We start from the raw sequence: 20781 nt of genomic DNA, 5'->3' as shown, positions 1-20781 counted from the left end.
AAAGACAGAGGCCATGGCGAGCCTGGCTACAAGAAAACGAATGCCCGCAAACCGCGGGCATCCGGGAGCAAGCTAGGGCCCTACGCCGTCAGAACTTCCCGCGCAAGGTGACCATGAAGTTGCGCGGCGCGCCGTACCAGTTGCCCTGGTCGCTGCTGGCGACGGTCTGGTAGTACTTCTTGTCGAACAGGTTGTTGCCGTTGAGCGCGGCGGTCCAGTGTTCGTCGATGCGGTATTCCACCAGCGCGTTCCACAGCGCGTAGCCGGCCTGGGTGTATTCGAAGCTGTTGGTGCTGGGGCTCAGCGAGCCGTCTTCCAGGCGCCGCTGGACTTCGCCGCTGACGTAGTTGCTGCTCTGGAGGGTGGCGCCGGTGCCGAGCTTCCAGCGGTTCAGCTCGCCGGGCAGCTGGTAGGTGGTGAAGAACTTGAACAGGTGCTTGGGCGTCTGGGTGCTGATCGGCTTGCCGACCGCGGTGTCGTCGCCGGTCTTGCGCTGCTCGTTGATGTTGAAGGTGTAGCCGGCGGTGAGCTGCCAGCCCGGCGCCAGTTCGCCGGAGATTTCCGTGTCGAAGCCCTTGCTGACCATCTTGCCGCCGGCCACGTAGCAGCAGGCGTTGGTCGGCGTGCTCTCGTAGAACAGCTGGATCGCGTTGTTCTCCTGGCGGGTGTAGTAGAGCGCCGAGGAGAGGTTCAGGCGGCCGCCGAACAGCTCGCCCTTCACGCCCATCTCGTAGGTGTCGCCGGTGATGGCCTTGAGCGGCTTGAAGTCGCGGTCGAGGATTTCCGGCTGCGGTTTGTAGATTTCGGCATAGCTGGTGTACACCGACCACTGCGGGGTGAGGGCGTAGACCAGGCCGCCGAAGGGCGTGACGATGCCGCTGTCGTGGCCGCCGTCCTTGCTGTTGGTGCCGAAGGAGGGCACCAGGGCGTGGATGGTATTGGCATAGTCGGAGTAGCGCGCGCCGACGATCAGCTTGAGCGGGTCGGCCAGCGCCAGGCGCAGGGTGCCGTAGGCGCCGCTCTTGCGGATGTTCCAGTCCGGGTACTCGTAGTAGAGCGCGGGGCTGGCCGGCTTGGGCAGCGAGCCGATGTCGGTGGAGAACACGTCCACCGCTTGCCGCGAGGTCCACTCGCTGTGGTCGGCGTAGCTGCGCTGGATGTCCGAGTAGTCCACGCCCATCAGCACTTCGTGGCGCCGGCCGAAGGCGGCGAAGGCGCCCTGCAGGTTGGCGTCGAACAGGTCCTGGTCGATGCTGTAGTTGCGGACGATGCGCTGGAAGGTGGCGCCTTCGAGGGTGTCGGGGTTGATCGGGCCGCTCACCGCGCCCATGTCCTGTTCGGTGTCGTAGTGGCTGCGGGTGAAGCTGGAGTTGATCTTCCAGTCCTCGTCGAAGCTGTGCTCGACCTTGAGGAAGCCCTCGCTGCGCTTGTAGTTGTTGCTCGACCAGTCGGCGCTCAGCTTGTCGCTGCGCGACAGGCCCAGCGGGTTGCCGGTGGTGTAGCGCGGCAGGCCGCCTTCCCAGTAGCCGTCCATGTCACGCCACTCGTAGGTGCCGCCGACGCTGACCAGGGTGGCCGGGGTGAGGTCGGCCTCCAGCACGCCGAACAGCACGTGCTTGTCGCTGTCGGCGCCGTCGTAGAAGTAGCGCTTGTTTTCCTGGGACGCGGCGAAGCGCCCGCGCAGCGCGCCGTCGAAGGCCAGCGGGCCGGTCACGTCGACTTCGCTGCGGTAGTTGTCCCAGCTCCCGGCGGACAGGTTGACCTGCGTCTGCGTCTCGGACAGCGCCTGCTTGCGCACCAGGTTGATCACCCCGGAGGGCTCGCCGGTGCCGCCGAACAGGCCGTCGGAGCCGCGCAGCACCTCGATGTGGTCGTAGGCGGTGGTGTCCGCCAGGGTGTCGTAGGTCTGCTCGCGGAAGCCGGGCGTGCCGCCGTCGACCTGGATGTTGGTGAGGGCGAAGCCGCGGGACAGCACCTTGGTGTTGGCATCGTTGCCGCCGACCAGGGTGATGCCGGTGGTCTGGTCGAGCGCCTCGGCCAGGTTGGTGATGCCCTGGTCCTCCATGCGCTGGCGGGTGATGATCGACACCGACTGGGGGATGTCCTTCAGCGCCTGCGGGCTCTTGCCGCCGATGCTGGCCGCGCCGGTGGTGTAGGAACCGGTGCCCTCGGTCATGTTGCCCAGGGTCTGGCCGACCACCAGGGTGTCGTCCAGCGCCAGCGCCGCGTCGGGGTTGCGCACCAGGCCGTAGACGCCGTCGCCGCGGAACACCGCCTGCAGGCCGGTGCCGCGGAGCAGGGCGGCCAGGCCTTCCTCGACGCTGTAGTGGCCGCGCAGCCCGTTGGAGTTCAGGCCCTGGGTCAGGTCCGGGGAGAATTGCACGGTGATCTGCGCCTGGGCGGCGAAGCGGGTCAGCGCCTGGCCGAGGCTGCCGGCCTGGATGCTGTAGGCGTGCGCGGCGGCCTCTGGCGCGGCCAGGGCCTGTGGCATCGCCGACTGCAGGGCCATGGCCAGCGCGCTGAGCGCGAGCAGGCGGCGCGGCTGGGCCAGGCGCTGGCCGGGGAAGGAGCGGTGCGCTCCGGAGGCGGAGTTGATGCGGTGCTTCATGAATGGGTTGTCCTTGGTGTGTGGCAGTTCCACATCAAAGGACTGACGGCGTGGAAAAAGGGGCCAACATCCTTCAGCGCTTGCTGACGCTGACCCAGTAGCGCGTGCGGTAGCTGACCTCCACCGGCAGGGTGGCGGGCAGGGCGGCGAGGATGGCGTCGGTGTTGTCCAGCTGGAAGCCGCCGCTGATGCGCAGGCGCGCCGCCTCGCCGTCGCAGCGCAGCCAGCCGCTGCGGTAGCGGCCCAGCTCGCGGAGGAAATCGCCCAGCGGCATGTCGTCGGCCACCAGCTGGCCCTGGGTCCAGAGCAGGCTGTCGGCCTGGGTGGCGCGCGGCTTTTCCACGGCGAGTTCGCTGAAGAACACCTGGCTGCCCGCCTCGACGACCTGCCCGTCGACTTGTCGGGGCATGACCAGCACCTTGCCCTGCAGCACCTGCAGGTGCGTCAGGCCATCGAGCTGGCGGACGCTGAAGCGCGTGCCCAGCGCCTGCAGCAGGCCTTGCCCGGTGGCGACGCGCAGGGGGCGATGCACCGGGCTTGCGCTGTCCGCGCCGCTCTCGACGAGGATTTCCCCGCGCAGCAGGCGGATCAGGCGTTGCCCGGCGCTGAAGTCGAGGTCGACGGCGGTATCGGTGTTCAGGTCCAGCAGGCTGCCGTCGGCCAGGCGCAGGTGCTGGCGCTCGCCCACGGCGGTCTGGTAGTCCGCGGTCCAGCGCGTCCAGGGGGCCTGGCGGTAGCCGAGGTAGCCGGCCGGCAGCAGCGCGGCCAGCACCAGCAGCTTCTTCATCGCCTGGCGCCGTTCGCGGTTGAGCGTGCCCATGGCCAGGTCGCGTGGCAGCAGGCCGAGGCGTTCCTGCACCCGCTGCACGCGCTGCCAGGCACGCTCGTGTTCCGGGTCGGCCGCGCGCCAGCGGCTGCAGGCCTGGTACTGGCCGTTGTCCGCCGCGCTGTCGTGCATGCGCATCAGCCAGTGCGCCGCCTGGCGGGCCACTTCGGGGCGGATCGGCGCGCCGTTGTCGCTCATCCGAGGTCGCCTTCGAACAGGATGCAGGCCTCGAAGGCGCTGACCATGTGGCGCTTCACGGTGCGTTCGCTGATGCCGAGCTGGCGGGCGATCTGCAGGTAGGTGAGGCCGTCGAGCTGGGACAGCAGGAAGACGCTGCGCACCACGGGTTTCAGGCGGTCGAGGAGGGCGTCGAGCTGCTGCAGGGTCTCGCGCATCAGCCACAGTTCCTCGGCGGACAGGGCGAAGGCCTCGGGCGTGCGGGCGAGCAGGTCGAGGTAGGCCTGTTCGAGGGAGTGGCGGCGGAAGTGGTCGTACACCAGGCGCCGCCCGACCGTGGCCAGGTAGGCGCGCGGGCGTTGCAGGTCAAGCGCCTCGCCGGTTTTCTGCTGGGCCTGGAGCAGGCGCAGGAAGGTGTCCTGGGCCAGGTCGGCCGCCTGGCTGGTGCAGCCCAGGCGACGGTACAGCCAGCCCTTCAGCCAGCTGTTGTGCTCCATGTACAACGACCCCATCTGATCCTTGCTCAAACCGACTCCCCCCACCCAGGAAGCGCGAACGATAATTGATAATTATTCTCACTTCAATGGTTGGCCGTCGGTTCAGCATTGTCGGAGCTGGACGGGGGGAGGAAGAGCCCTGACGGACTGAGCCAGGGGGCTATGCCTAGCCAGTCGGGCTTCGCACTTGAATGATGGCATTTTGCTGGTATTTTATTGGCGCCTGTTTTTCGACAGACAGGGAAGCGTCGAGGCGCCTGCCGCCCGTGCCCATTCCGCCGGATCCAGGATCCGGTTCGCCTTTCGGCTCCATGCCCCCTATTAGAAGGACCTTTTGATGAAGCGCTGCAGCCCGCTGCTACTGGCCACATTCATTGCCCTTTCCGGTTGCGGAAAGAGTAACGGCGAGAAGGTGTTCGAGAACGTCAATCTCGGCAACTTCACCCAGCGGGGGAGTGCCATGATCGCCGAGATCGAGCCGCAGGATAAGGCGAAGGCGCATCAACTCGGTGGCGCCCTGATCGCCGTCCAGAGCTACGAGAAGTTCGCCTATCAGGCGCTTGCCGGCAGCCGGTACGAGCTCAAGTCCAGCGATGAAATCTATGCGCGCGAAGACAAGATCGTGAACGGCCGGACCGTGGACGAGGTGATCGAGATCGGCAAGCTGGTGTTCGCCGAGGCACAGACGGCAGACGCCAACCGGATCAACCGCCTGGACCGCCGGGTGAAGCTGCTCCAGCAACTGCAGGACAACCTGCGGATCGATTTCAGCAACGTCCGCACCGCTTTCGAATACCGCAAGGGCGCCGGTGGCCAGGGGGTGATGAAGCTGGACTACACCGCCAAGAACAACTCGACACTGAAGATCCGCGGCTTCGTGGCACAGCTGCAGTTCAACAGGAAAGACACCGGCCAGCCGGTGTATCGCTTCACTGTGCCGGTCAAGGTCGATGCCGGCGAGTTCGGCCCGGGGCAGACGCTGGAGCAGAGCTACCGGATCAGCACCCAGACGTCGTTCCTGCGCCTGAAGTTCCTGGACGAAATCAGCCCGGACAACCTGCAGGCGACCTTGGTCCCCACCTTCGTTTCCGAGAGCGTCAACTACAAGGACGAGATGATGTACTACATGCCGCTGAATGAAAGCGAGACGACTTACATGAACTCGTTCAACTACGCCGCCGATGCCTTTGGCGCCAAGCGCATCGGGGCGCTCTGAGGCGCACGGCGGCCAGGCGAAGTAGCGACGGGCGAAAGGCTCTCCCTTGGTCGATGCCCGCTCCGGTTTTCAATCAATGCCCGAGCTTATGGTCGGCCTCGTAGAGACGCAGCTCTTCCTGCGCCACGCGAAGATCGGTCGAGCCCACTTCCGCCCTCAGGCACAGGCGCACGAACCTTCTCTTCTCGTGGAATGCGGCGAGCTGCTCGGTGGAGAGCGGAAGGAGCCCGTTGCTGCTGTTCCCGATCAGCTCGTCACGGATGTAGTCGCGGAAGCCGAACAGGGCCCGGCGGGCTTTCTGCGACAGGTAGAGCCCGCTCCTGGCGTTGAAGGTGTCCTCCAGCAGGCGGATGAACGCCCGGGCCTCCTCGACCGAAATGGCCTGGCCGCCGCCCGTGGCCTGCAGCATGCGGCCTTCGCCCCCCGAGCGGGAGGCCGCGGCGAAAATGCCCCAGATGGCCTCCAGGGCGTCCAGCTGGCGGCGGATGATCTCGGCCCGGTGCGCCGCCGCCAACTGCATCCGCGCCTGCCTGATCTGCGTGCGCAGGGTGAAGTAGGCAACGCCGAAACCGGTGAGGGCGGCAACCATTGCCGCCAGGACTTCGTTGCTCATTGTGCTTCTCGCTGGCTGTCGCGTACGGGGGAGGGCGTATTGCCGGTGTAGACCGGCGGCGAGGGGGCGGCAAGTGCGGGCGTGGTGGTCCGGTCATGGCCGGCAGCGGTCGAACCTTTTATCGCCTGTTGCCTCCGCGCTCGATTCCTCGCCATGAACGGCCAGCCCCGCCATTGCAGCGGGCGCTGGCTGGAAGGGGCTCAACGCCGGACCTTCGGCTTGGGCCGGCCCTGCACGCACTTGAAGCGCGGGTTGGACTTGCAGATCACGTACAGCCGGCCGCGCCGCTTCACCACCTGGCAATCGCGGTGGCGCAGCTTGGCTTTCTTCAGGGAGGCGAGGACTTTCATCATGCCCCCTTGTTGCCGACGAAGCCGGCGAAACGCTTGTTGAAGCCCGCCACGCGGCCCTCGGACTTGGTCTTGCGCTGCTCGCCGGTATAGACCGGGTGCGAGGCGCTGGACACGTCCAGGGTCATGTAGGGGTAGGTGTTGCCGTCGGTGTGGGTGTAGGTCTTGTCCGTCTGCACGGTGGAGCGGATCAGGTAGAACACGTCGGCGGAGGTGTCGTGGAACAGCACGGGACGGTAGTCGGGGTGGATGCCTGGTTTCATGGGGTATCTCCTATATGTAATGTAATAATATTACATTTAATCGAGAAGAGTTCGCAATGCCACACGTCCGGTAGCTCAAGGCCGGGCCTCCCAGGGAGGCTGCCGCGGGCATGTCGGTCCGTCGATCGGCCCGATCTCCGGCCGTTGCCCACCCGCGGGGCGCGGCTCCAGCGACCAGTGCGCGGGCGCATGTGAAGGGGCTCGTTCCCGCCATCGGCAGGGCGGTGTCCAGCGTTCAGAAAATGGAACGCTGAGAGCCGTTCAGCGGGACTACCGGCAGTATCGTTGCGGAATTACCGTGGCTCTCGTCGGCGACGTCGAGCGCGCTGGAGGGCCCGCCCCAGGCCGCTTCAGCTTCGACGCCGGGACCGCTGGCCGATCGGCGCACCGCCGTTCCCGGCCCCAATCCTTTCGTATTTGCCGGCAGCCATGGCAGGCGGCACGGGTTCGGCTTGCCCGCGATCCGTGAGCAGGGGCCTGGGCCTGCGCGCCCGCCCTGGTGGGCACCTTTCCGATTTCAAGAACAAGAGTACGGAGTACGATCATGAACCCGCACAACACCTCCCACGTCATCGAAGTCCCCGTCCTGATCGTCGGGGGCGGCCCGTCCGGCCTCACGGCCTCGCTGCTGCTGTCGCGCTATGGCATCCGCAACCTGCTGGTCAACAAGTACCGCTGGACCGCCAACAGCCCGCGGGCGCACATCACCAACCAGCGCACCATGGAAGTCTTCCGCGATGCGGGCGTCGAGGCGCAGGTGGTGGCCGCCGCCAGCCCCCACGAGCTGATGGCCAACAACGTCTGGGCCACCAGCTTCAGCGGCCAGGAACTGGGCCGCCTGCTCACCTGGGGCAACGCCATCGAGCGCAAGTCCGACTACGAGCTGGCCAGCCCCTCGGCCATGTGCAACATCCCCCAGCACCTGATGGAGCCTATCCTCGCCAACGAGGCCCTGCGCGCGGGCAGCGAGATGCGCTTCGACCACGAACTGCTGGACTTCACCCAGGACGGGGAGGGCGTCACCGCGCGCATCCTCGACCGCGGCACCGGGCGCGAATTCACCGTGCGCGCCCAGTACATGATCGGCGCCGACGGCGCCCGCAGCCGGGTGATGGAGCTGCTCGGCATCCCGCTGGAAGGCGAGATGGGCCTGGGCTGCGCGGTGAACGTCTGGCTGCGCGCCGACCTGCGCCGCTACTGCGAGAGCCGCCCGGGCGTGCTCTACTGGATGGTCCAGCCGGGCAACGACTACTGGGTGGGCAGCGGCACCTTCATCTGCGTCCGCCCGTGGAACGAATGGGTGATGCTGTTCATGTACGACCCCGCCCAGGGCGAGCCGGACCTCGGCGAGGCCGCGGTGATCGAGCGGGCGCGGCGGGTGATCGGCGATGCCGACATCCCGGTGGAGATCCTCGCCACCAGCAAGTGGCAGATCAACCACGTGGTCGCCCAGCGCTACTCCGAGGGCCGCGTGTTCTGCTGCGGCGACGCCGTGCACCGCCACCCGCCGGCCAACGGCCTGGGCACCAACACCTCGGTGCAGGACGCCTACAACCTGGCCTGGAAGCTGGCCCTGGTGCTCAAGGGCCAGGCCGGCCCCGGGTTGCTGGACAGCTACTCCGCCGAACGCCAGCCCGTCGGCCGCCAGGTGGTGGACCGGGCCATGGAAAGCGTGCGCAACATGCTGCCGATCTCCAACGCCCTGGGCTTCAAGCCGGGCCAGAGCGAGGCCGAGGGCTGGAACAGCCTGCACGAACTGAGCGCCGACAGCCCGCTGGGCCGCGAACGCCGCGCCGCCCTGGAACAGGCCATCCAGCTGCAGCACTACCAGTTCAGCTGCCACGGAGTGGAACTGGGGCAACGCTACCGCAGCGGCGCGGTGCTCGCCGACGGCAGCGAAGAGCCGGCCTACACCCGCGACCGCGAACTCTACTACCACCCCACCACCTGGCCCGGCGCCCACCTGCCGCACGCCTGGCTGCACGACACCGCCGGGCGCAAGCTGTCCACCCTCGACCTCTGCGGCCAGGGCCGCCTGACCCTGCTCACCGGTCACGGCGGCGAAACCTGGCGCCAGGCCGCCGAGACGCTGGCCCGTGAACTGGGCATCGACCTGGTGGCGCGCCGCATCGGCCTGGGCCTCGATTACGAAGACAGCTACGGCGACTGGGCGCGCCTGCGCGAGATAGACGAGGACGGTTGCCTGCTGGTGCGGCCGGACCTGCATGTGGCCTGGCGTTCGCAAGGGGCGCCGGCGGATGCCGAGGCGCTGTTGCTGGGGGCGGTCAAGACGGTGCTGGCGCGGGGCTGAGGTCTTCCCACGTTTCGCGGAGTAGCGGCCCAGGGAGGGGCCGCAGCGGTAATATGCGGGTTTCGTCGCCGCGGATCCCAGTGATGCGGCTACCGCTGAAGCTGCATTGTTCCTGGCGTGCCTTGGCCATCGCACTGCAGTTGTGATCGGCAGAGAACACCCGGGAGCCATCCGCCTCATCGACCAGGACACTGAAGGGAAAATCGCCATGCGCCTGACCATCCGCAACGAACAGCCCGAAGACATCGACGCCATCACGCGCCTGACCACGGCGGCATTCGAAAACGAAGAACACTCAAGCCATACCGAGCAATTCATCGTCAACGCCCTGCGCCGCTGCGGGCAACTCAGCGTTTCCCTGGTGGCGGTAGAAGAGGGCAAGGTCATTGGCCATGTCGCCATCTCGCCGGTCCGAATCTCGTCGGGCGCAAGTGGCTGGTACGGACTCGGGCCGATTTCCGTATGGCCGGATCGCCAGGGCCAGGGTATTGGCTCAGCCTTGATGAAAGCAGCGCTGGCGGAACTGCGACGCCTCGGCGGCACTGGCTGCGTAGTGCTGGGCGACCCTAACTACTATGGTCGCTTCGGTTTCAAGGCTCACCCGGGTTTGGAACTGCCTGGAGTGCCCCAGGAATACTTCCAGGCGCAGGCATTTGCCGGCGGGTTGCCAGCGGGGACTGTGCAGTACCATGAGGCGTTTGAGGCTGTCGAGTAACAGTGCGGCCTCTATTTTCCTACCCTGTACTAGCCAACCGGATGAGCCAAGCAGGGGCATGCAATGAAACTTGTCGAGCGAGCTGCATTGCGTGCGCGAAGAGACGGGGAGCGCTCATATGCCTACGTCAAGGCTGCGGAGGGTAACGCCAGGCAGTTCCAGCTTCATCTTTGTGCTGCCGCAACGGCTTGGTTCCTGCTGAACTCGCCATCGCTGATCGCCTTCATCCTTTCGCTCGCCGCGATTCAGGCTGGGATGTGGGCCTTCAATCGGGCTGTTGCCGAGAGGCTGGTGCAGTTGTGTGGCGCTGCCGAAGATTAAAAGCGAAAGGGCTGGGTTGCGGGAAAGGAGTTTGTCTTCCTATAGACTGTTTGTGAGCGATGGCTGCTTTTTGCGAAGGCTGCGTTCAACTCATAGCAGCCCTTCGTGAAGGGCTGCATACGGCCAGGAGCAGACATATAAAATCTGGGAAGATATAGCGCTGACATAGTCTTACTCGGAGCGTGAATCGATGAGCAAACTCGCCGCACTAATTACAGAAGCTCAGGCCGGACTTTCGATTCAGGAGCGAATCCCTGAGGAGAAATGGGCGGCGATTGCCTCACAATGCGGGGCTGCAGAGGCAGCTGAAATCAGGGAGCGGATAGCGTTTCTCAAAGCCGAACTCGAAACTATTGAAGATTGGGACGGTGACACGAGGGATGACATCAACACGGCTATCTACCGCTTTTCCCAACTTCTGAGGCGCATCGCCAGCTAACTCGACAAGTGCCCAATAATGCTTGTGAGCGTCCGCCTGAGTCGACTTTAACTGGTTATGCTCGGCAGAACGCGGTTAGAATCGAGCGTAACCAGATGGAATTACGGTCGTACACGCGTCGCTTCCGGTCAGACCACGTCGTCTATTCCTAGCTTCGTATAGCGATAGCTGGAAAAGCAACCCACCCAACAAACTAGCGAGCAATTACAGCATGAACAAGGAACGTTATTCAAAACGACCGCGCACCGATCTGCCCATGGGAAAGTGTTTCGATTTAATCATCGGCTCCATCACGACAATTCCACTCATTCTTGCGTCGTCAACTTGCTTTGCTGAGAACCCTGAAATGCAAGCCCAAGCGCTTCAGGAGATATTTGTAAACTTTTGCGTTAAAAATATAGAGAACTTGGATCATTTAAAATCCAGCCTGAAGAACTCATCAGCCCTCCCCCCAGAGCAAGCTAAAAAGTACTTGGGACTCAGAGCGGGGAGTTCTTGGGTAGTGCCAAATGAACAAGGCCTCTTTGTTCTTTCAATCCCCGAAGCTCAAGACGCCTGCCATGTTACTGCACGGCGTGCCGACCCGAAAATAGCCGAGAGTCTATTTATAAAATTTGTCTCTTCTGCGCCTCCTTTGTATAGCGCAAAGAAAACTACCGACTTTAATACTGAGCTGGATGGCGCTGGCAATATTCATAGCGTCGGCTATGCTTGGACCTCAGGCAATTCCACAAAGAAAATAATATTCGCGCTAACTGTGAGTGAGCATGAAATTGCCGACATACAGGCTATAGCGCATGTCAAAATATCTTCAAAACAGTAGAATTAAAAACAGAGCGCTAGCATAGTATTTTATGGTGATGTCGCCGGGAATTATTAAATACTCTGAATTTTTATTCTGGTCGGGCGTACTTGTCGGAAGCGAAACCTTCCTTTTAGTGAGCAAAACCATGTCAAGCATATTTATGAGCGGCCCAGTCTGGACTGATCTAAGTCATCTGCCAACGGCCACTATGGGTCGATAGCTGCCACTCGCGGCAGACTGGTTCCGGCCAAGAGCGGACGTTTTTGGGCTACCCCTCGCCCCGGTAGACACCTGCATGAGACGCTTCGACCTCAGCAAACATATTCCTGCCGTGCGGCGTAATCCATGTGCAATAGACACGCTCAGTGCGAATCGAGTAGTGTCTCAGCCGAAGTAGCTTAATCGCTATGCACAATTTGATTCCGAAAAATGAGTGAAGAAATTAGAAATTGGTATATTTATATTTTGAAGCTTGAACTGAACTCATGGTACGTGGGCACGGCTAAGGGGTTGAGATCAAGGCTGCGAAGTCATGGTAAGAAAAGCCCTTACTCTACATTAAAGAAAAAGGGCGCTTTCAAATATATGGAGAGCGGCCTCACGGGAAAGAGAAAAGCAACTCATTTACATGCAGCCTTTAGATCAATTGGCGATTGTCTGTGGGTTACAGAGATTGAAAATACTATCACCGTAGCCCTGGGGCAAAAGTATGGTTTCGACAAAGTTAGGGGTGGCTCTATAATTCAGCCCTGGGACTACGAGCTAAGTGATATTGAAGTGAGAGATCTAATTCGACGATTTAGTTGTGGTGATATTAGGTTTAAATACAAGCTAAACGAAATAAATTTAACTCAAGAAAAGCCATTTGTCTTCCCGCTTACTCGGCGAAGGAATACATAGCAAGGCATTCAAGCACGCTCGCCGGCGCGCCAGCCCAGTCCCAGTGAGACTGTCCGCTTTTGGCCGATAGCTGCCAACCACCGACCTGTCCGCTCTGTTGCCCCTTTAGTCCGAGCCTTGGCAAATCACTCACCTCCTCACATAACTCTTCCGCCCACCCGGCGTCAGGCAATAAACCCCACCCCGAGGCCCCGTACAGAAACTACCGGAACCACAACCGCATTCGCTGGAGGCACCCGAAAAGCGCTGCTGGGACGGCGTAGCCTGGCTGCCAGAACCGTTCGCCCCACCCAGATAGGTCGAACAACTCCGCTTCGACCCACTGATCGACCCGTCATTACAGAGGAATAGATCGCCATCGCACCGGGCAATCCCGCCCTTGCTACCCGAGCAGGGCTTGTTGCCGGCATGTGCCTGGAGCGAAAGCCCAGCAAGCGCGATGGCGAGGAGGAGGAAGAGGCGTAGCGGTCCAGGCACGTCGAGCATCCTTGCAGGTAATGGCCCGATGCTATCCCTCGGACTTATCCTCAGACAAGGAATTCGCCTTCAGACTTTACCTTCGTCGTATATCCCGGTCGGCGCCGCCATTGCAGCGAACACCGGCCGGAAACGAACACACAGGCTTATCAGGCCCCATTGGCCTCGAAGCTGTCACTGCGCGCCATGCGCCACATCCGCTCGTAGAACTCCCCCTCGATATTGCCGCTGAGCAGTTCGCCCGGCTTGAGGAAGTAGTGCAGGTGGGCGAACAGGCGGATTTCGCTGGAGGAGACGCGGCGCACCAGGTGCTTGGCTTCCACTTCCGAGGGGTGGCGCAGGCCGGCGGCGGCGAGCATTTCGGCCAGGGCTTTCAGGGTGTTGCGGTGGAAGTTGTAGACGCGTTCGGCCTTGTCCGGCACCACCAGGGCGCGTTGGCGCAGTGGGTCCTGGGTGGCCACGCCGGTGGGGCATTTGTTGGTGTGGCAGCTCTGGCTCTGGATGCAGCCAATGGCGAACATGAAGCCGCGCGCCGAGTTGGCCCAGTCGGCGCCCATGGCCAGCACGCTGGCGATGTCGAAGGCGCTGACCACCTTGCCGCTGGCGCCGACGCGGATCTTGTCGCGCAGGTTCAGGCCGACCAGGGTGTTGTGCACGAACAGCAGGCCTTCGCGCATCGGCAGGCCCATGTGGTCGACGAATTCCACCGGGGCTGCGCCGGTGCCGCCTTCCTTGCCGTCGACCACGATGAAGTCGGGGAGGATGCCGGTTTCGTGCATGGCCTTGGCGATGCCCATGAATTCCCAGGGGTGGCCGATGCACAGCTTGAAGCCCACCGGCTTGCCGCCGGAGAGTTCGCGCAGGCGGACGATGAAGTCCAGCAGTTCCCGGGGCGTGCTGAATTCGCTGTGGCTGGAGGGCGAAATGCAGTCCTGGCCCATGGGCACGCCGCGGGTGGCGGCGATTTCGGCGGTGACCTTGTGCTTGGGCAGGATGCCGCCGTGGCCGGGCTTGGCGCCCTGGCTGAGCTTGATCTCGATCATCTTCACCTGCGGGCTGGCGGCCTGGGCGGCGAAGCGCTCGGGGTCGAAGCGGCCGTCATCCGTGCGGCAGCCGAAGTAGCCGCTGCCCAGTTCCCAGGTGAGGTCGCCGCCGTACTCGCGATGGTAGGGGCTGATGCTGCCTTCGCCGGTGTCGTGGATGAAGTTGCCCATGCGCGCGCCCTTGTTCAGCGCGCGGATGGCGTTGGCGCTCAGCGCGCCGAAGCTCATGGCGGAGATGTTGAACACCGAGATGGAGTAGGGCTGCCTGCATTCCGGCCCGCCGACCATCACCCGGAAGGTGCTGGGGTCGGCCAGGGGCGCCGGGCGGATGGAGTGGGCGATGAACTCGAAGCCGGACTCGTAGACGTCGATGAGGGTGCCGAAGGGCTTGTCGGCGGTTTCCTGCTTGGCGCGGGCGTAGACCAGGCCGCGCTGGGCGCGGGAGAAGGGCAGGGCCTCGCGGTCGCCTTCGAGCAGGTACTGGCGGATTTCCGGGCGAATGCCTTCGACCAGGTAGCGGATGTTGCCGAGGATCGGGTAGTTGCGCCGCACCGCGTGGGGCGCCTGCAGCAGGTCGAACACCCCCAGCAGGCTGAGGGCGAGGGTCACCAGGGTGAAGGGCCAGACCCAGTCGTGCCCGAGGAAGGGCAGGCTGAACAGGGTGAAGAGCACACAAGCGGCGAAAAAGGCGTAACGGCTTAGCAGCGACAGGTTCATGGAATCTCCAGTCGTCGGGCTTGATCACGGGGGTGGGCTGCCGGCATGGCGCAGCGGACCGCCATTGAGCATGGCAGGCGTTGCGCCGCTGCGCTCGGGCGAAGGTCAATGGGCTGGGCGTTGCGGGCGGATTCTTATGGTGTGGAAGGCTTGCGGGGCCGAACTTAGCCCGAAGCGGGAAAAAAAGAAAGCAAGCTAACGATATTTTCCGCCGCTGAGAAAGCTTGTGCCGCGAACTGCAATATTGGCGCGCCGGCCGCCGCTCGCTGGCGGCCGGCGGTGCGGATCAGAGCGTGGCCTTGACCTGCAGGCCGAAGACCAGGGCGTTGTCGATGCGCTGCCCGGAGAAGGCGCCCGGCTCGATGATGTACTGCACGTCCGGGCGCAGCAGCAGCCAGGGCGTGGCCTGGTAGCCGTAGCTCAGTTCGACCAGGCGCTCGGCGTTGTCCAGGCCGGGGTAGGCCTGGCCGTTGGCCAGGGCGTTGTCTTCCTGTACTTCGCGGCTGCGCGGGTTGGGCACGGCGCGGCCGAAGCCCAGGGCCAGGGTGTCGCGCGGGCGCTCGGCGAAGGGCTGGTAGAGCACCATGCCGGCGCTGTACCACCGGGTGAAGGGCGAGGCCGCCGAGCTGGCCACGGAGGCCTGGCCGAACAGGTGCAGGCGCTGGCCCGGCAGGCCCTGTGCGTGCCAGACGGCCTGGTCCAGGAGGAAGTAGTGGCCGCCGCGCCCGGCGACCTTCTCGTCGCTGCCGATGCGCTGGGCGTCGGAGCTGTCGTAGTACCAGCCCAGCTTGTATTCGCCGGGCAGCTCGCCCAGGCGCTTGTGGACCAGTTCGATGGGCACCACGGTGCCGGTGCTGTGCTTGGGCGTGAGGTGCCAGGCGCGGCTGGAGTTGCCGTTGCTTTCGGGGTCGACGTTGAAGGCCGCCACGCGCAGTTGCCAGGCCGGCGAGAAGCTGTGCTTCAGGCTTACGCCCAGGTGCGCGTTGGGATAGTTGGCCCAGCCGCTGCCGCCGGACATGTTCAGCGGGTGGCCGCAGAAGCCTGCGTTCATGAAGTTGCAGAGGATGCCGCTGTCCAGGCCGCCGAGGTCGTTGCCCATGGCCATGTAGCCGAGCTTCACGTCCAGCGCCGGGGTGAACAGGGTGCGCTCGTAGCTCAGTTCGGTGAGGCGGGTGTAGAGGCCGCCGTAGTTCTCCTGGACCGGCAGGCGGTTGCCCACCAGGTCGCCGGAGCCGTCGTTGCCGCGGCGGTCGTTGAGGGTCAGTTGCACCAGGCCGCCGTTGTCCAGGCCGTAGAGCTTGCCCAGGTCGAACTGCACGCCGAGCTTGAGGTTCTGCGAGTAGCGCGCCGAGCGCTTCAGGCCGCCGTCGGCGTTGTAGACGGTCTCGCCGCTGTATTCGCCGCTGAAACGGATGCCCTCGTCGTCCAGCTGGCGGCGCAGGCCGCCCCAGTCGCCGGTCAGGGTCGAACGCTGGAACGGCTCGTCGGCCAGGGCCAGGGACGGGGTGAGGCAGGCGGCGCCCAGCAGCAGGCGGGGCAGCAGGTGTGGGGAGGTGAAGGGGGATCGCATGACGGAACACTTACCGGAAGAGGGGCGCGGCCCCGGGGCCGCGCCGGAAGGAGGCGCCCGCCGGGTGGCGGGCGTCGGGTTCAGGGCAGGGCGTAGGCCAGCACGTAGTCGCCGCGGTCCGGCGACTGGCGGGCGCCGCCGGCGGTGACCACGATGTACTGCTTGCCGGTCTTGGGCGAGACGTAGGTCATCGGGCCGCCCTGGCTGCCCACGGGCAGGCGGGCCTTCCAGATTTCCTTGCCGTTGCCGCTGTCGAAGGCGCGCAGGTAGAAGTCCTGGGTGCCGGCGATGAACACCAGGCCACCCTGGGTGGACAGGGTGCCGCCGAGGGTCGGCAGGCCGATGGGGATCGGAAGGTGCATGCGGATGCCCAGCGGGCCGGTGTCTTCCACGGTGCCCACCGGCACTTGCCAGGCGATCTTGCGGGTCTTCAGGTCAATGGCGCTGAGGGTGCCGAAGGGCGGCGCCTGGCAGGGGATGCCGGCCACCGAGAGGAAGCGGTTCTTGTTCACCGCGTAGGGCGTGCCCTTGAGCGGCACCGCGCCCATGCCGGTGTTCAGCGCCTCGCCGCCACCGGCGGCCTGGCCCTTGTTGGCCGAGGGGATCATCTGCACCCACAGGCCCAGGCGCATGTCGTTGACGAAGATGAAGCCGTGCACCGGGTCGGTGGACAGGCTGCCCCAGTTCATGCCGCCCAGGGAGCCGGGGAAGCTCAGCGAGAGGTCGGTGCCCGGTGCGGTGTACAGGCCGTCGTAGCGCATCTTTCTGAAGTCGATGCGGCACAGCAGCTGGTCATAGGGGGTGGCGCCCCACATGTCCGACTCGGTCAGTGTCTGCGCGCCTATCTGCGGCATGCCGACCGACTTCGGCTGGGTCGGCGCGTAGGGCTCGTTGGGGATGTTGGCGGCCTTGACCGGCACTTCGTCGACCTGGGTCAGTGGCTTGCCGGTGGCGCGGTCGAGCACGTAGATCTGCCCGGCCTTGGTGCCGATCACCACGGCCGGCACCTGCTTGCCGTCGGCCGTGGGGAAGTCCACCAGGCTCGGCTGCATGGGCAGGTCGAAGTCCCAGAGGTCGTTGTGCACGGTCTGGTACACCCATTTCTGGGTGCCGGTGGTGGCGTCCAGGGCCAGCACCGAGGCGCCGTAGGTGTGGTCGAGCTTCGTGCGCTCCACGCCGTAGATATCGGTGGAGGAGCTGCCCATGGGCAGGAAGACGGTGTTCATCGCCGGGTCGTAGGACATCGGCGCCCAGCTGTTGGGGGTGCTGCGCACATAGGTGCCGCCCGCCGCCGGGGCCTGCCGGTCCTGCGGGTTGCCCGGGTCGAAGGCCCAGCGCATCTGCCCGCTGATGACGTCGAAGCCGCGGATCACGCCGCCGGGCATGTCGGTCTGGACGTTGTCGGCGACGCGCCCGCCGACCACCACCGTGGTGCCGGCCATCAGCGGCGCGGAGCTGAGCTGGTAGTAGGAATCGGGCACGTCACCCAGGCCGGCCTTGAGGTCCACCTGGCCATTGACGCCGAAGCCCTGGCAGAAGGCGCCGGTGTCGGCGTCCACGGCGATCAGGCGGGCGTCGATGGTGTTGGTCAGCAGGCGGCGCTGGCAGTTGGCGCCGGCCGGCACGCTGACGGTGGTGACCGGGGTGCTGTCGGGCTGGCTGGGCTGGACGACGGCCCTGGTCGCGTCGAAGTAGGCCAGGCCGCGGCAGCGCTGCCAGACCTTGGACTGCGCGTTGATCTCGTTCTTCCACAGCTGCTTGCCGGTGTCGGCATCCAGCGCGATCAGGTTGTTGTGCGGGGTGCAGATGAACACCTTGTCGCCCACCTGCAGCGGGGTGAGCTGGTCCTCGGCGCCGTTGCCGTCGCTCTCGGCCACGTCGCCGGTGTGGTAGGTCCAGGCTACGTGCAGCTTGTCGACGTTGCCGCGGTTGATCTGGTCCAGCGCGGCGAAGCGGCTGCCGCCCTCGGTGTTGCCGTAGTGGGCCCAGTCCTTCTGGGCGTGGGCCGGGTCCACCGGGGTCAGGCCGGGGCCGTCGCCGCTGGGGGCCACGCTGGGGTGGGCGACGAACATGTTGCCGGCGGCCACCGCCAGCAGCACGGCGAGCACCGTGGCCACGCCGTAGGCGCCGCGTCCCGGCGCGCCACCGGAGGCGCGCACCAGCAGCGGGTAGACCAGTGCCACCACCAGGCCGATGGCGCCGAACATGAACAGCCGCGAGACCAGCGGCCAGAACTGCAGGCCGACGTCGGCCAGGGCCCAGAGGGCGGTGCCCGCCAGGAAGGCGCCGAACAGCCAGGCGCCGGCCGGCTTGCGCAGCGCCACCAGGACGCCGGCCAGGGCCATGGCCAAACCGCCGATGAGGAAGTACCAGGAACCGCCCAGGCTGGCCAGGCGTGCGCCGCCGGCGGCCAGGGCGAGGCCGAGCAGGGCGATGAGCGCCCCCAGGCCGACCAGGATGAAGGTGCTGGCGCCGGAGGCGCGCTGTGCTTGTTTCATGCCGGGAATCTCGCAGTGTGGGGGTGCGAATTATACCCTTAGCAAGCTAATTAACTAGATGGTTAATGGCATTTCGTCCGATTCCCGACCGGCCGGTCGCGCTCAGCAGGCGATCACGTTCACCGCCAGGCCGCCCTTGGAGGTCTCCTTGTACTTGTCCATCATGTCGCGCCCGGTGTCGCGCAGGGTGTCGATGGCCTTGTCCAGCGACACCAGGTGCTGGCCGTCGCCGCGCAGGGCCAGCTGGGCGGCGTTGATGGCCTTGAGCGAGGCCATGGCGTTGCGCTCGATGCAGGGCACTTGGACCAGGCCTGCGACCGGGTCGCAGGTCAGCCCGAGGTTGTGCTCCAGGCCGATCTCGGCGGCGTTCTCCACCTGTTCCAGGCTGCCGCCGAGCACTTCCGCCAGCCCCGCCGCGGCCATGGCGCAGGCCGAGCCGACCTCGCCCTGGCAGCCCACCTCGGCACCGGAGATGGAAGCGTTGAGCTTGCACAGGATGCCGATGGCGGCGGCGGTGAGCAGGTAGCGCTCGATGGCGTCCATGGGCGCGTCGCTCTGGTAGTGCGCGTAGTAGTGCAGCACCGCCGGGACTATGCCGGCCGCGCCGTTGGTGGGCGCGGTGACCACGCGGCCGCCGGCGGCGTTCTCTTCGTTCACCGCCAGGGCCCAGAGGTCCACCCAGTCCATGGCGCCCAGGGTGCTGGCGATCAGGTTGCCGCTGCCGGCCTCGTTCAGGCGGCGGTAGAGCATGGGCGCGCGGCGGCGCACCTTGAGGCCGCCGGGCAGGGTGCCCTCGGTCTCCAGGCCGCGGCGCACGCAGGCCTGCATTTCCGCCCAGATGTGCGCCAGGCCGGTGTGGATGTCCGCCTCGCTGCGCAGCGCCAGTTCGTTGGCCCACATCAGCTCGCTGATGCGCCGGAAGCCATGGGCGTGGCACAGCCGCAGCAGTTCCTCGGCGCTGTGGAAGGGGTGGGGCATGGGGTTGTCGGGCAGGGCACGGTCGGTGTTGAAGTCGGCCTCGTCCACCACGAAGCCGCCACCCACGGAATAGCAGGTGCGCTCGGCCAGCACGTGGCCGGCGGCATCCAGGGCGCGCAGGCGCATGCCGTTGGGGTGGGCGGGCAGGCTGCCGTCGTGGAACACCAGGTCGCGGCCGGGGCTGAAGTCGATGACGTGCTCGCCGTCCAGGGCCAGGCTGTGCTCGGCGAATATGGCGTCCACCAGCGGCGCCAGGGCGGCCGGGTCGGCGTCCGCCGGGTCGATGCCGAGCAGGCCGATCAGGCAGGCGCGGTCGGTGGCGTGGCCCTTGCCGGTGGCGCTGAGCGAGCCGTAGAGGTTCACCTCCACCCGGGCCACGCGGGTCAGCAGGCCGGCGGCGCGCAGGCGCTCGACGAACTCGCGGGTGGCGCGCATGGGCCCCACGGTGTGCGAGCTGGACGGGCCGACGCCGGGCTTGAACATATCGAAGACGCTGAGGGTCATGGCTGCGTTCCTCCTGTGTTCAAGCATGGACCTGTTTGGGGGGATGGTCGATTGGAGGGAGCGGGGTGGGTTTCCGGGGAGTCCAGCGTGGCCGGTGGAGACGATCGCGGACGGAGTCCGCTCCTACGACGGTGCTTCCTGGAACCGTAGGAGCGGACTCTGTCCGCGATTTGGCGGATAACGCCGTAGGCGTTATGCGCCCTACGGGGAGCCCGGGAGCTTCGGGATTTCGCATCGCGCCGGACGGTCCCCTCTCCCGCTTGCGGGGGAGGGTTAGGGAGGGGGAGCGGAGTCAGGGTTTGGCAGAGGTGCCAGAGCGAAGTCCGTCCCCTCTCCCCAGCCCTCTCCCTGAAGGGAGAGGGAGCCGTTCGGCGTGCACGGATAACGCAGTGTCAGCCGGCAAACTCGTAGGGCGAATAACCGTTCGCGGTTATCCGCCGTTGGCCGTGCCACCGGGGCGTCCGGCGTGGGCGGTGAGTCCAATCGGGGAGCCCGGGAGCTTCGCAGTTTTGCATCACGCCGAACGGTCCCCTCTCCCGCTTGCGGGGGAGGGTTAGGGAGGGGGTGCGGAGTCAGGGTTGGCAGAGGTACCAGAGCGAAGTCCGTCCCCTCTCCCCAACCCTCTCCCTGAAGGGAGAGGGGGCCGTTCGGCGTGGGCGGATAACACAGCGTCAGCCGGCAAACTCGTAGGGCGAATAACCGTTCGCGGTTATCCGCCGTTAGCCCAAACACCGATGCCCGACGACGATGGCGGATAACGCCGTAGGCGTTATGCGCCCTACGGGTTTCCAGGGAAACCACCGAGCGCACCGGAACGCCCCTTCAGAAGGCCGAGCGAAACCGGCGCTCAGGAGGTCATGCGACATGGATGTCGCGAGAGCCCCGATGGGCTACAGGGACGTACCCTCGGGGCGGGCCTCCGTGGCGGGGGAATTCGCGAGGGTAGCCCGGCT

Annotated in this window: 18 protein-coding genes; 7 read left to right on the top strand and 11 right to left on the bottom strand. The window is 65.4% G+C overall.

The annotated features are described in order from the left end of the window. Positions 1–88 precede the first annotated feature (88 nt). From VV867_RS20150 to VV867_RS20140, 3 genes are all read right to left on the bottom strand, one after another. The gene (locus VV867_RS20150; protein WP_328567369.1) at positions 89–2608 is read right to left on the bottom strand and encodes a TonB-dependent siderophore receptor; all 2520 of its coding nucleotides are present in this window, start codon (positions 2606–2608) and stop codon (positions 89–91) included. Between the two features lie 73 nt (positions 2609–2681). Then, a complete protein-coding gene (locus VV867_RS20145) occupies positions 2682–3632 on the bottom strand; it encodes a FecR domain-containing protein (protein ID WP_328567368.1) in 951 nt (316 codons plus the stop codon). Further along, positions 3629–4123, bottom strand: a complete 495-nt coding sequence (locus VV867_RS20140) for a sigma-70 family RNA polymerase sigma factor (protein WP_109937282.1) — start codon at positions 4121–4123, stop codon at positions 3629–3631. Before VV867_RS20140 ends, VV867_RS20145 begins: the two co-directional genes overlap by 4 nt. Positions 4124–4445: 322 nt before the next feature. Between VV867_RS20140 and VV867_RS20135 the strand changes: the two genes are divergently transcribed. Then, complete coding sequence (locus VV867_RS20135; protein WP_328567367.1) at positions 4446–5324, top strand: hypothetical protein; 879 nt, start codon at positions 4446–4448, stop codon at positions 5322–5324. A gap of 73 nt (positions 5325–5397) precedes the next feature. On the opposite strand, the gene VV867_RS20130 is transcribed toward VV867_RS20135, so the two are convergent. The 3 genes from VV867_RS20130 to VV867_RS20120 all read right to left on the bottom strand — a co-directional run bounded on the left by VV867_RS20130 (position 5398) and on the right by VV867_RS20120 (position 6550). Next, positions 5398–5937 carry a hypothetical protein gene (locus VV867_RS20130; protein WP_328567366.1) on the bottom strand — a complete coding sequence of 180 codons (540 nt, stop codon included), beginning with the start codon at positions 5935–5937 and terminating at the stop codon, positions 5398–5400. 200 nt (positions 5938–6137) lie between these two features. Next, a complete protein-coding gene (gene ykgO / locus VV867_RS20125; protein WP_009619020.1) occupies positions 6138–6287 on the bottom strand; it encodes a type B 50S ribosomal protein L36 in 150 nt (49 codons plus the stop codon). Continuing rightward, the gene (locus VV867_RS20120) at positions 6287–6550 is read right to left on the bottom strand and encodes a type B 50S ribosomal protein L31 (protein ID WP_275627069.1); all 264 of its coding nucleotides are present in this window, start codon (positions 6548–6550) and stop codon (positions 6287–6289) included. Before VV867_RS20120 ends, ykgO begins: the two co-directional genes overlap by 1 nt. A gap of 544 nt (positions 6551–7094) precedes the next feature. Here VV867_RS20120 and VV867_RS20115 point away from each other — a divergent pair. The 6 genes from VV867_RS20115 to VV867_RS20090 all read left to right on the top strand — a co-directional run bounded on the left by VV867_RS20115 (position 7095) and on the right by VV867_RS20090 (position 12041). After that, positions 7095–8861 carry an FAD-dependent monooxygenase gene (locus tag VV867_RS20115; protein ID WP_328567365.1) on the top strand — a complete coding sequence of 589 codons (1767 nt, stop codon included), beginning with the start codon at positions 7095–7097 and terminating at the stop codon, positions 8859–8861. Positions 8862–9069: 208 nt separating this feature from the next. Further along, the gene (locus tag VV867_RS20110; protein WP_328567364.1) at positions 9070–9576 is read left to right on the top strand and encodes a GNAT family N-acetyltransferase; all 507 of its coding nucleotides are present in this window, start codon (positions 9070–9072) and stop codon (positions 9574–9576) included. Positions 9577–9639: 63 nt separating this feature from the next. Further along, positions 9640–9897 carry a hypothetical protein gene (locus VV867_RS20105; protein ID WP_328567363.1) on the top strand — a complete coding sequence of 86 codons (258 nt, stop codon included), beginning with the start codon at positions 9640–9642 and terminating at the stop codon, positions 9895–9897. Positions 9898–10087: 190 nt separating this feature from the next. After that, positions 10088–10336, top strand: coding sequence for a hypothetical protein (locus VV867_RS20100; RefSeq protein ID WP_275627064.1), 249 nt, complete (start codon positions 10088–10090; stop codon positions 10334–10336). A gap of 211 nt (positions 10337–10547) precedes the next feature. Next, entirely contained in the window at positions 10548–11159 is a 612-nt protein-coding gene (locus VV867_RS20095) for an NMCC_0638 family (lipo)protein (RefSeq protein ID WP_328567362.1), read from the top strand. Positions 11160–11570: 411 nt separating this feature from the next. Then, positions 11571–12041, top strand: coding sequence for a GIY-YIG nuclease family protein (locus VV867_RS20090; protein ID WP_275627061.1), 471 nt, complete (start codon positions 11571–11573; stop codon positions 12039–12041). Between the two features lie 129 nt (positions 12042–12170). Here VV867_RS20090 and VV867_RS20085 read toward each other — a convergent pair whose 3' ends face one another. The 5 genes from VV867_RS20085 to VV867_RS20065 form a co-directional block, all read right to left on the bottom strand. Beyond that, positions 12171–12527 carry a hypothetical protein gene (locus tag VV867_RS20085; RefSeq protein WP_275627060.1) on the bottom strand — a complete coding sequence of 119 codons (357 nt, stop codon included), beginning with the start codon at positions 12525–12527 and terminating at the stop codon, positions 12171–12173. A gap of 140 nt (positions 12528–12667) precedes the next feature. Continuing rightward, positions 12668–14278: an FMN-binding glutamate synthase family protein gene (locus VV867_RS20080; RefSeq protein ID WP_089391605.1), complete on the bottom strand. Its 1611-nt coding sequence runs from the start codon at positions 14276–14278 to the stop codon at positions 12668–12670. A 286-nt stretch (positions 14279–14564) separates the two neighbouring features. Then, a complete protein-coding gene (locus VV867_RS20075; RefSeq protein WP_328567361.1) occupies positions 14565–15848 on the bottom strand; it encodes a carbohydrate porin in 1284 nt (427 codons plus the stop codon). Between the two features lie 80 nt (positions 15849–15928). Beyond that, positions 15929–18346: a glucose/quinate/shikimate family membrane-bound PQQ-dependent dehydrogenase gene (locus VV867_RS20070; RefSeq protein ID WP_328567360.1), complete on the bottom strand. Its 2418-nt coding sequence runs from the start codon at positions 18344–18346 to the stop codon at positions 15929–15931. A gap of 102 nt (positions 18347–18448) precedes the next feature. After that, on the bottom strand, positions 18449–19828 hold the full coding sequence (locus VV867_RS20065; RefSeq protein ID WP_328567359.1) for an L-serine ammonia-lyase: 1380 nt from the start codon (positions 19826–19828) through the stop codon (positions 18449–18451). Between the last annotated feature and the right edge of the window lie 953 nt (positions 19829–20781).

It is taken from the genome of Pseudomonas sp. JH-2 (assembly GCF_036231725.1).
GTDB lineage: Bacteria > Pseudomonadota > Gammaproteobacteria > Pseudomonadales > Pseudomonadaceae > Pseudomonas > Pseudomonas delhiensis.
This window is presented reverse-complemented; position numbering and strand designations above follow the sequence as displayed.

Bases quoted from the DNA above. Each gene is read 5' to 3' on its own strand.
- VV867_RS20090 (WP_275627061.1), top strand. From the start codon at position 11,571: ATGAGTGAAGAAATTAGAAATTGGTATATTTATATTTTGAAGCTTGAA.
- VV867_RS20065 (WP_328567359.1), bottom strand. From the start codon at position 19,828: ATGACCCTCAGCGTCTTCGATATGTTCAAGCCCGGCGTCGGCCCGTCC.
- VV867_RS20075 (WP_328567361.1), bottom strand. From the start codon at position 15,848: ATGCGATCCCCCTTCACCTCCCCACACCTGCTGCCCCGCCTGCTGCTG.
- VV867_RS20095 (WP_328567362.1), top strand. From the start codon at position 10,548: ATGAACAAGGAACGTTATTCAAAACGACCGCGCACCGATCTGCCCATG.
- VV867_RS20085 (WP_275627060.1), bottom strand. From the start codon at position 12,527: ATGCTCGACGTGCCTGGACCGCTACGCCTCTTCCTCCTCCTCGCCATC.
- VV867_RS20100 (WP_275627064.1), top strand. From the start codon at position 10,088: ATGAGCAAACTCGCCGCACTAATTACAGAAGCTCAGGCCGGACTTTCG.
- VV867_RS20110 (WP_328567364.1), top strand. From the start codon at position 9,070: ATGCGCCTGACCATCCGCAACGAACAGCCCGAAGACATCGACGCCATC.
- VV867_RS20120 (WP_275627069.1), bottom strand. From the start codon at position 6,550: ATGAAACCAGGCATCCACCCCGACTACCGTCCCGTGCTGTTCCACGAC.
- ykgO (WP_009619020.1), bottom strand. From the start codon at position 6,287: ATGAAAGTCCTCGCCTCCCTGAAGAAAGCCAAGCTGCGCCACCGCGAT.
- VV867_RS20105 (WP_328567363.1), top strand. From the start codon at position 9,640: ATGAAACTTGTCGAGCGAGCTGCATTGCGTGCGCGAAGAGACGGGGAG.
- VV867_RS20145 (WP_328567368.1), bottom strand. From the start codon at position 3,632: ATGAGCGACAACGGCGCGCCGATCCGCCCCGAAGTGGCCCGCCAGGCG.
- VV867_RS20115 (WP_328567365.1), top strand. From the start codon at position 7,095: ATGAACCCGCACAACACCTCCCACGTCATCGAAGTCCCCGTCCTGATC.
- VV867_RS20080 (WP_089391605.1), bottom strand. From the start codon at position 14,278: ATGAACCTGTCGCTGCTAAGCCGTTACGCCTTTTTCGCCGCTTGTGTG.
- VV867_RS20070 (WP_328567360.1), bottom strand. From the start codon at position 18,346: ATGAAACAAGCACAGCGCGCCTCCGGCGCCAGCACCTTCATCCTGGTC.
- VV867_RS20140 (WP_109937282.1), bottom strand. From the start codon at position 4,123: ATGGGGTCGTTGTACATGGAGCACAACAGCTGGCTGAAGGGCTGGCTG.
- VV867_RS20130 (WP_328567366.1), bottom strand. From the start codon at position 5,937: ATGAGCAACGAAGTCCTGGCGGCAATGGTTGCCGCCCTCACCGGTTTC.
- VV867_RS20150 (WP_328567369.1), bottom strand. From the start codon at position 2,608: ATGAAGCACCGCATCAACTCCGCCTCCGGAGCGCACCGCTCCTTCCCC.
- VV867_RS20135 (WP_328567367.1), top strand. From the start codon at position 4,446: ATGAAGCGCTGCAGCCCGCTGCTACTGGCCACATTCATTGCCCTTTCC.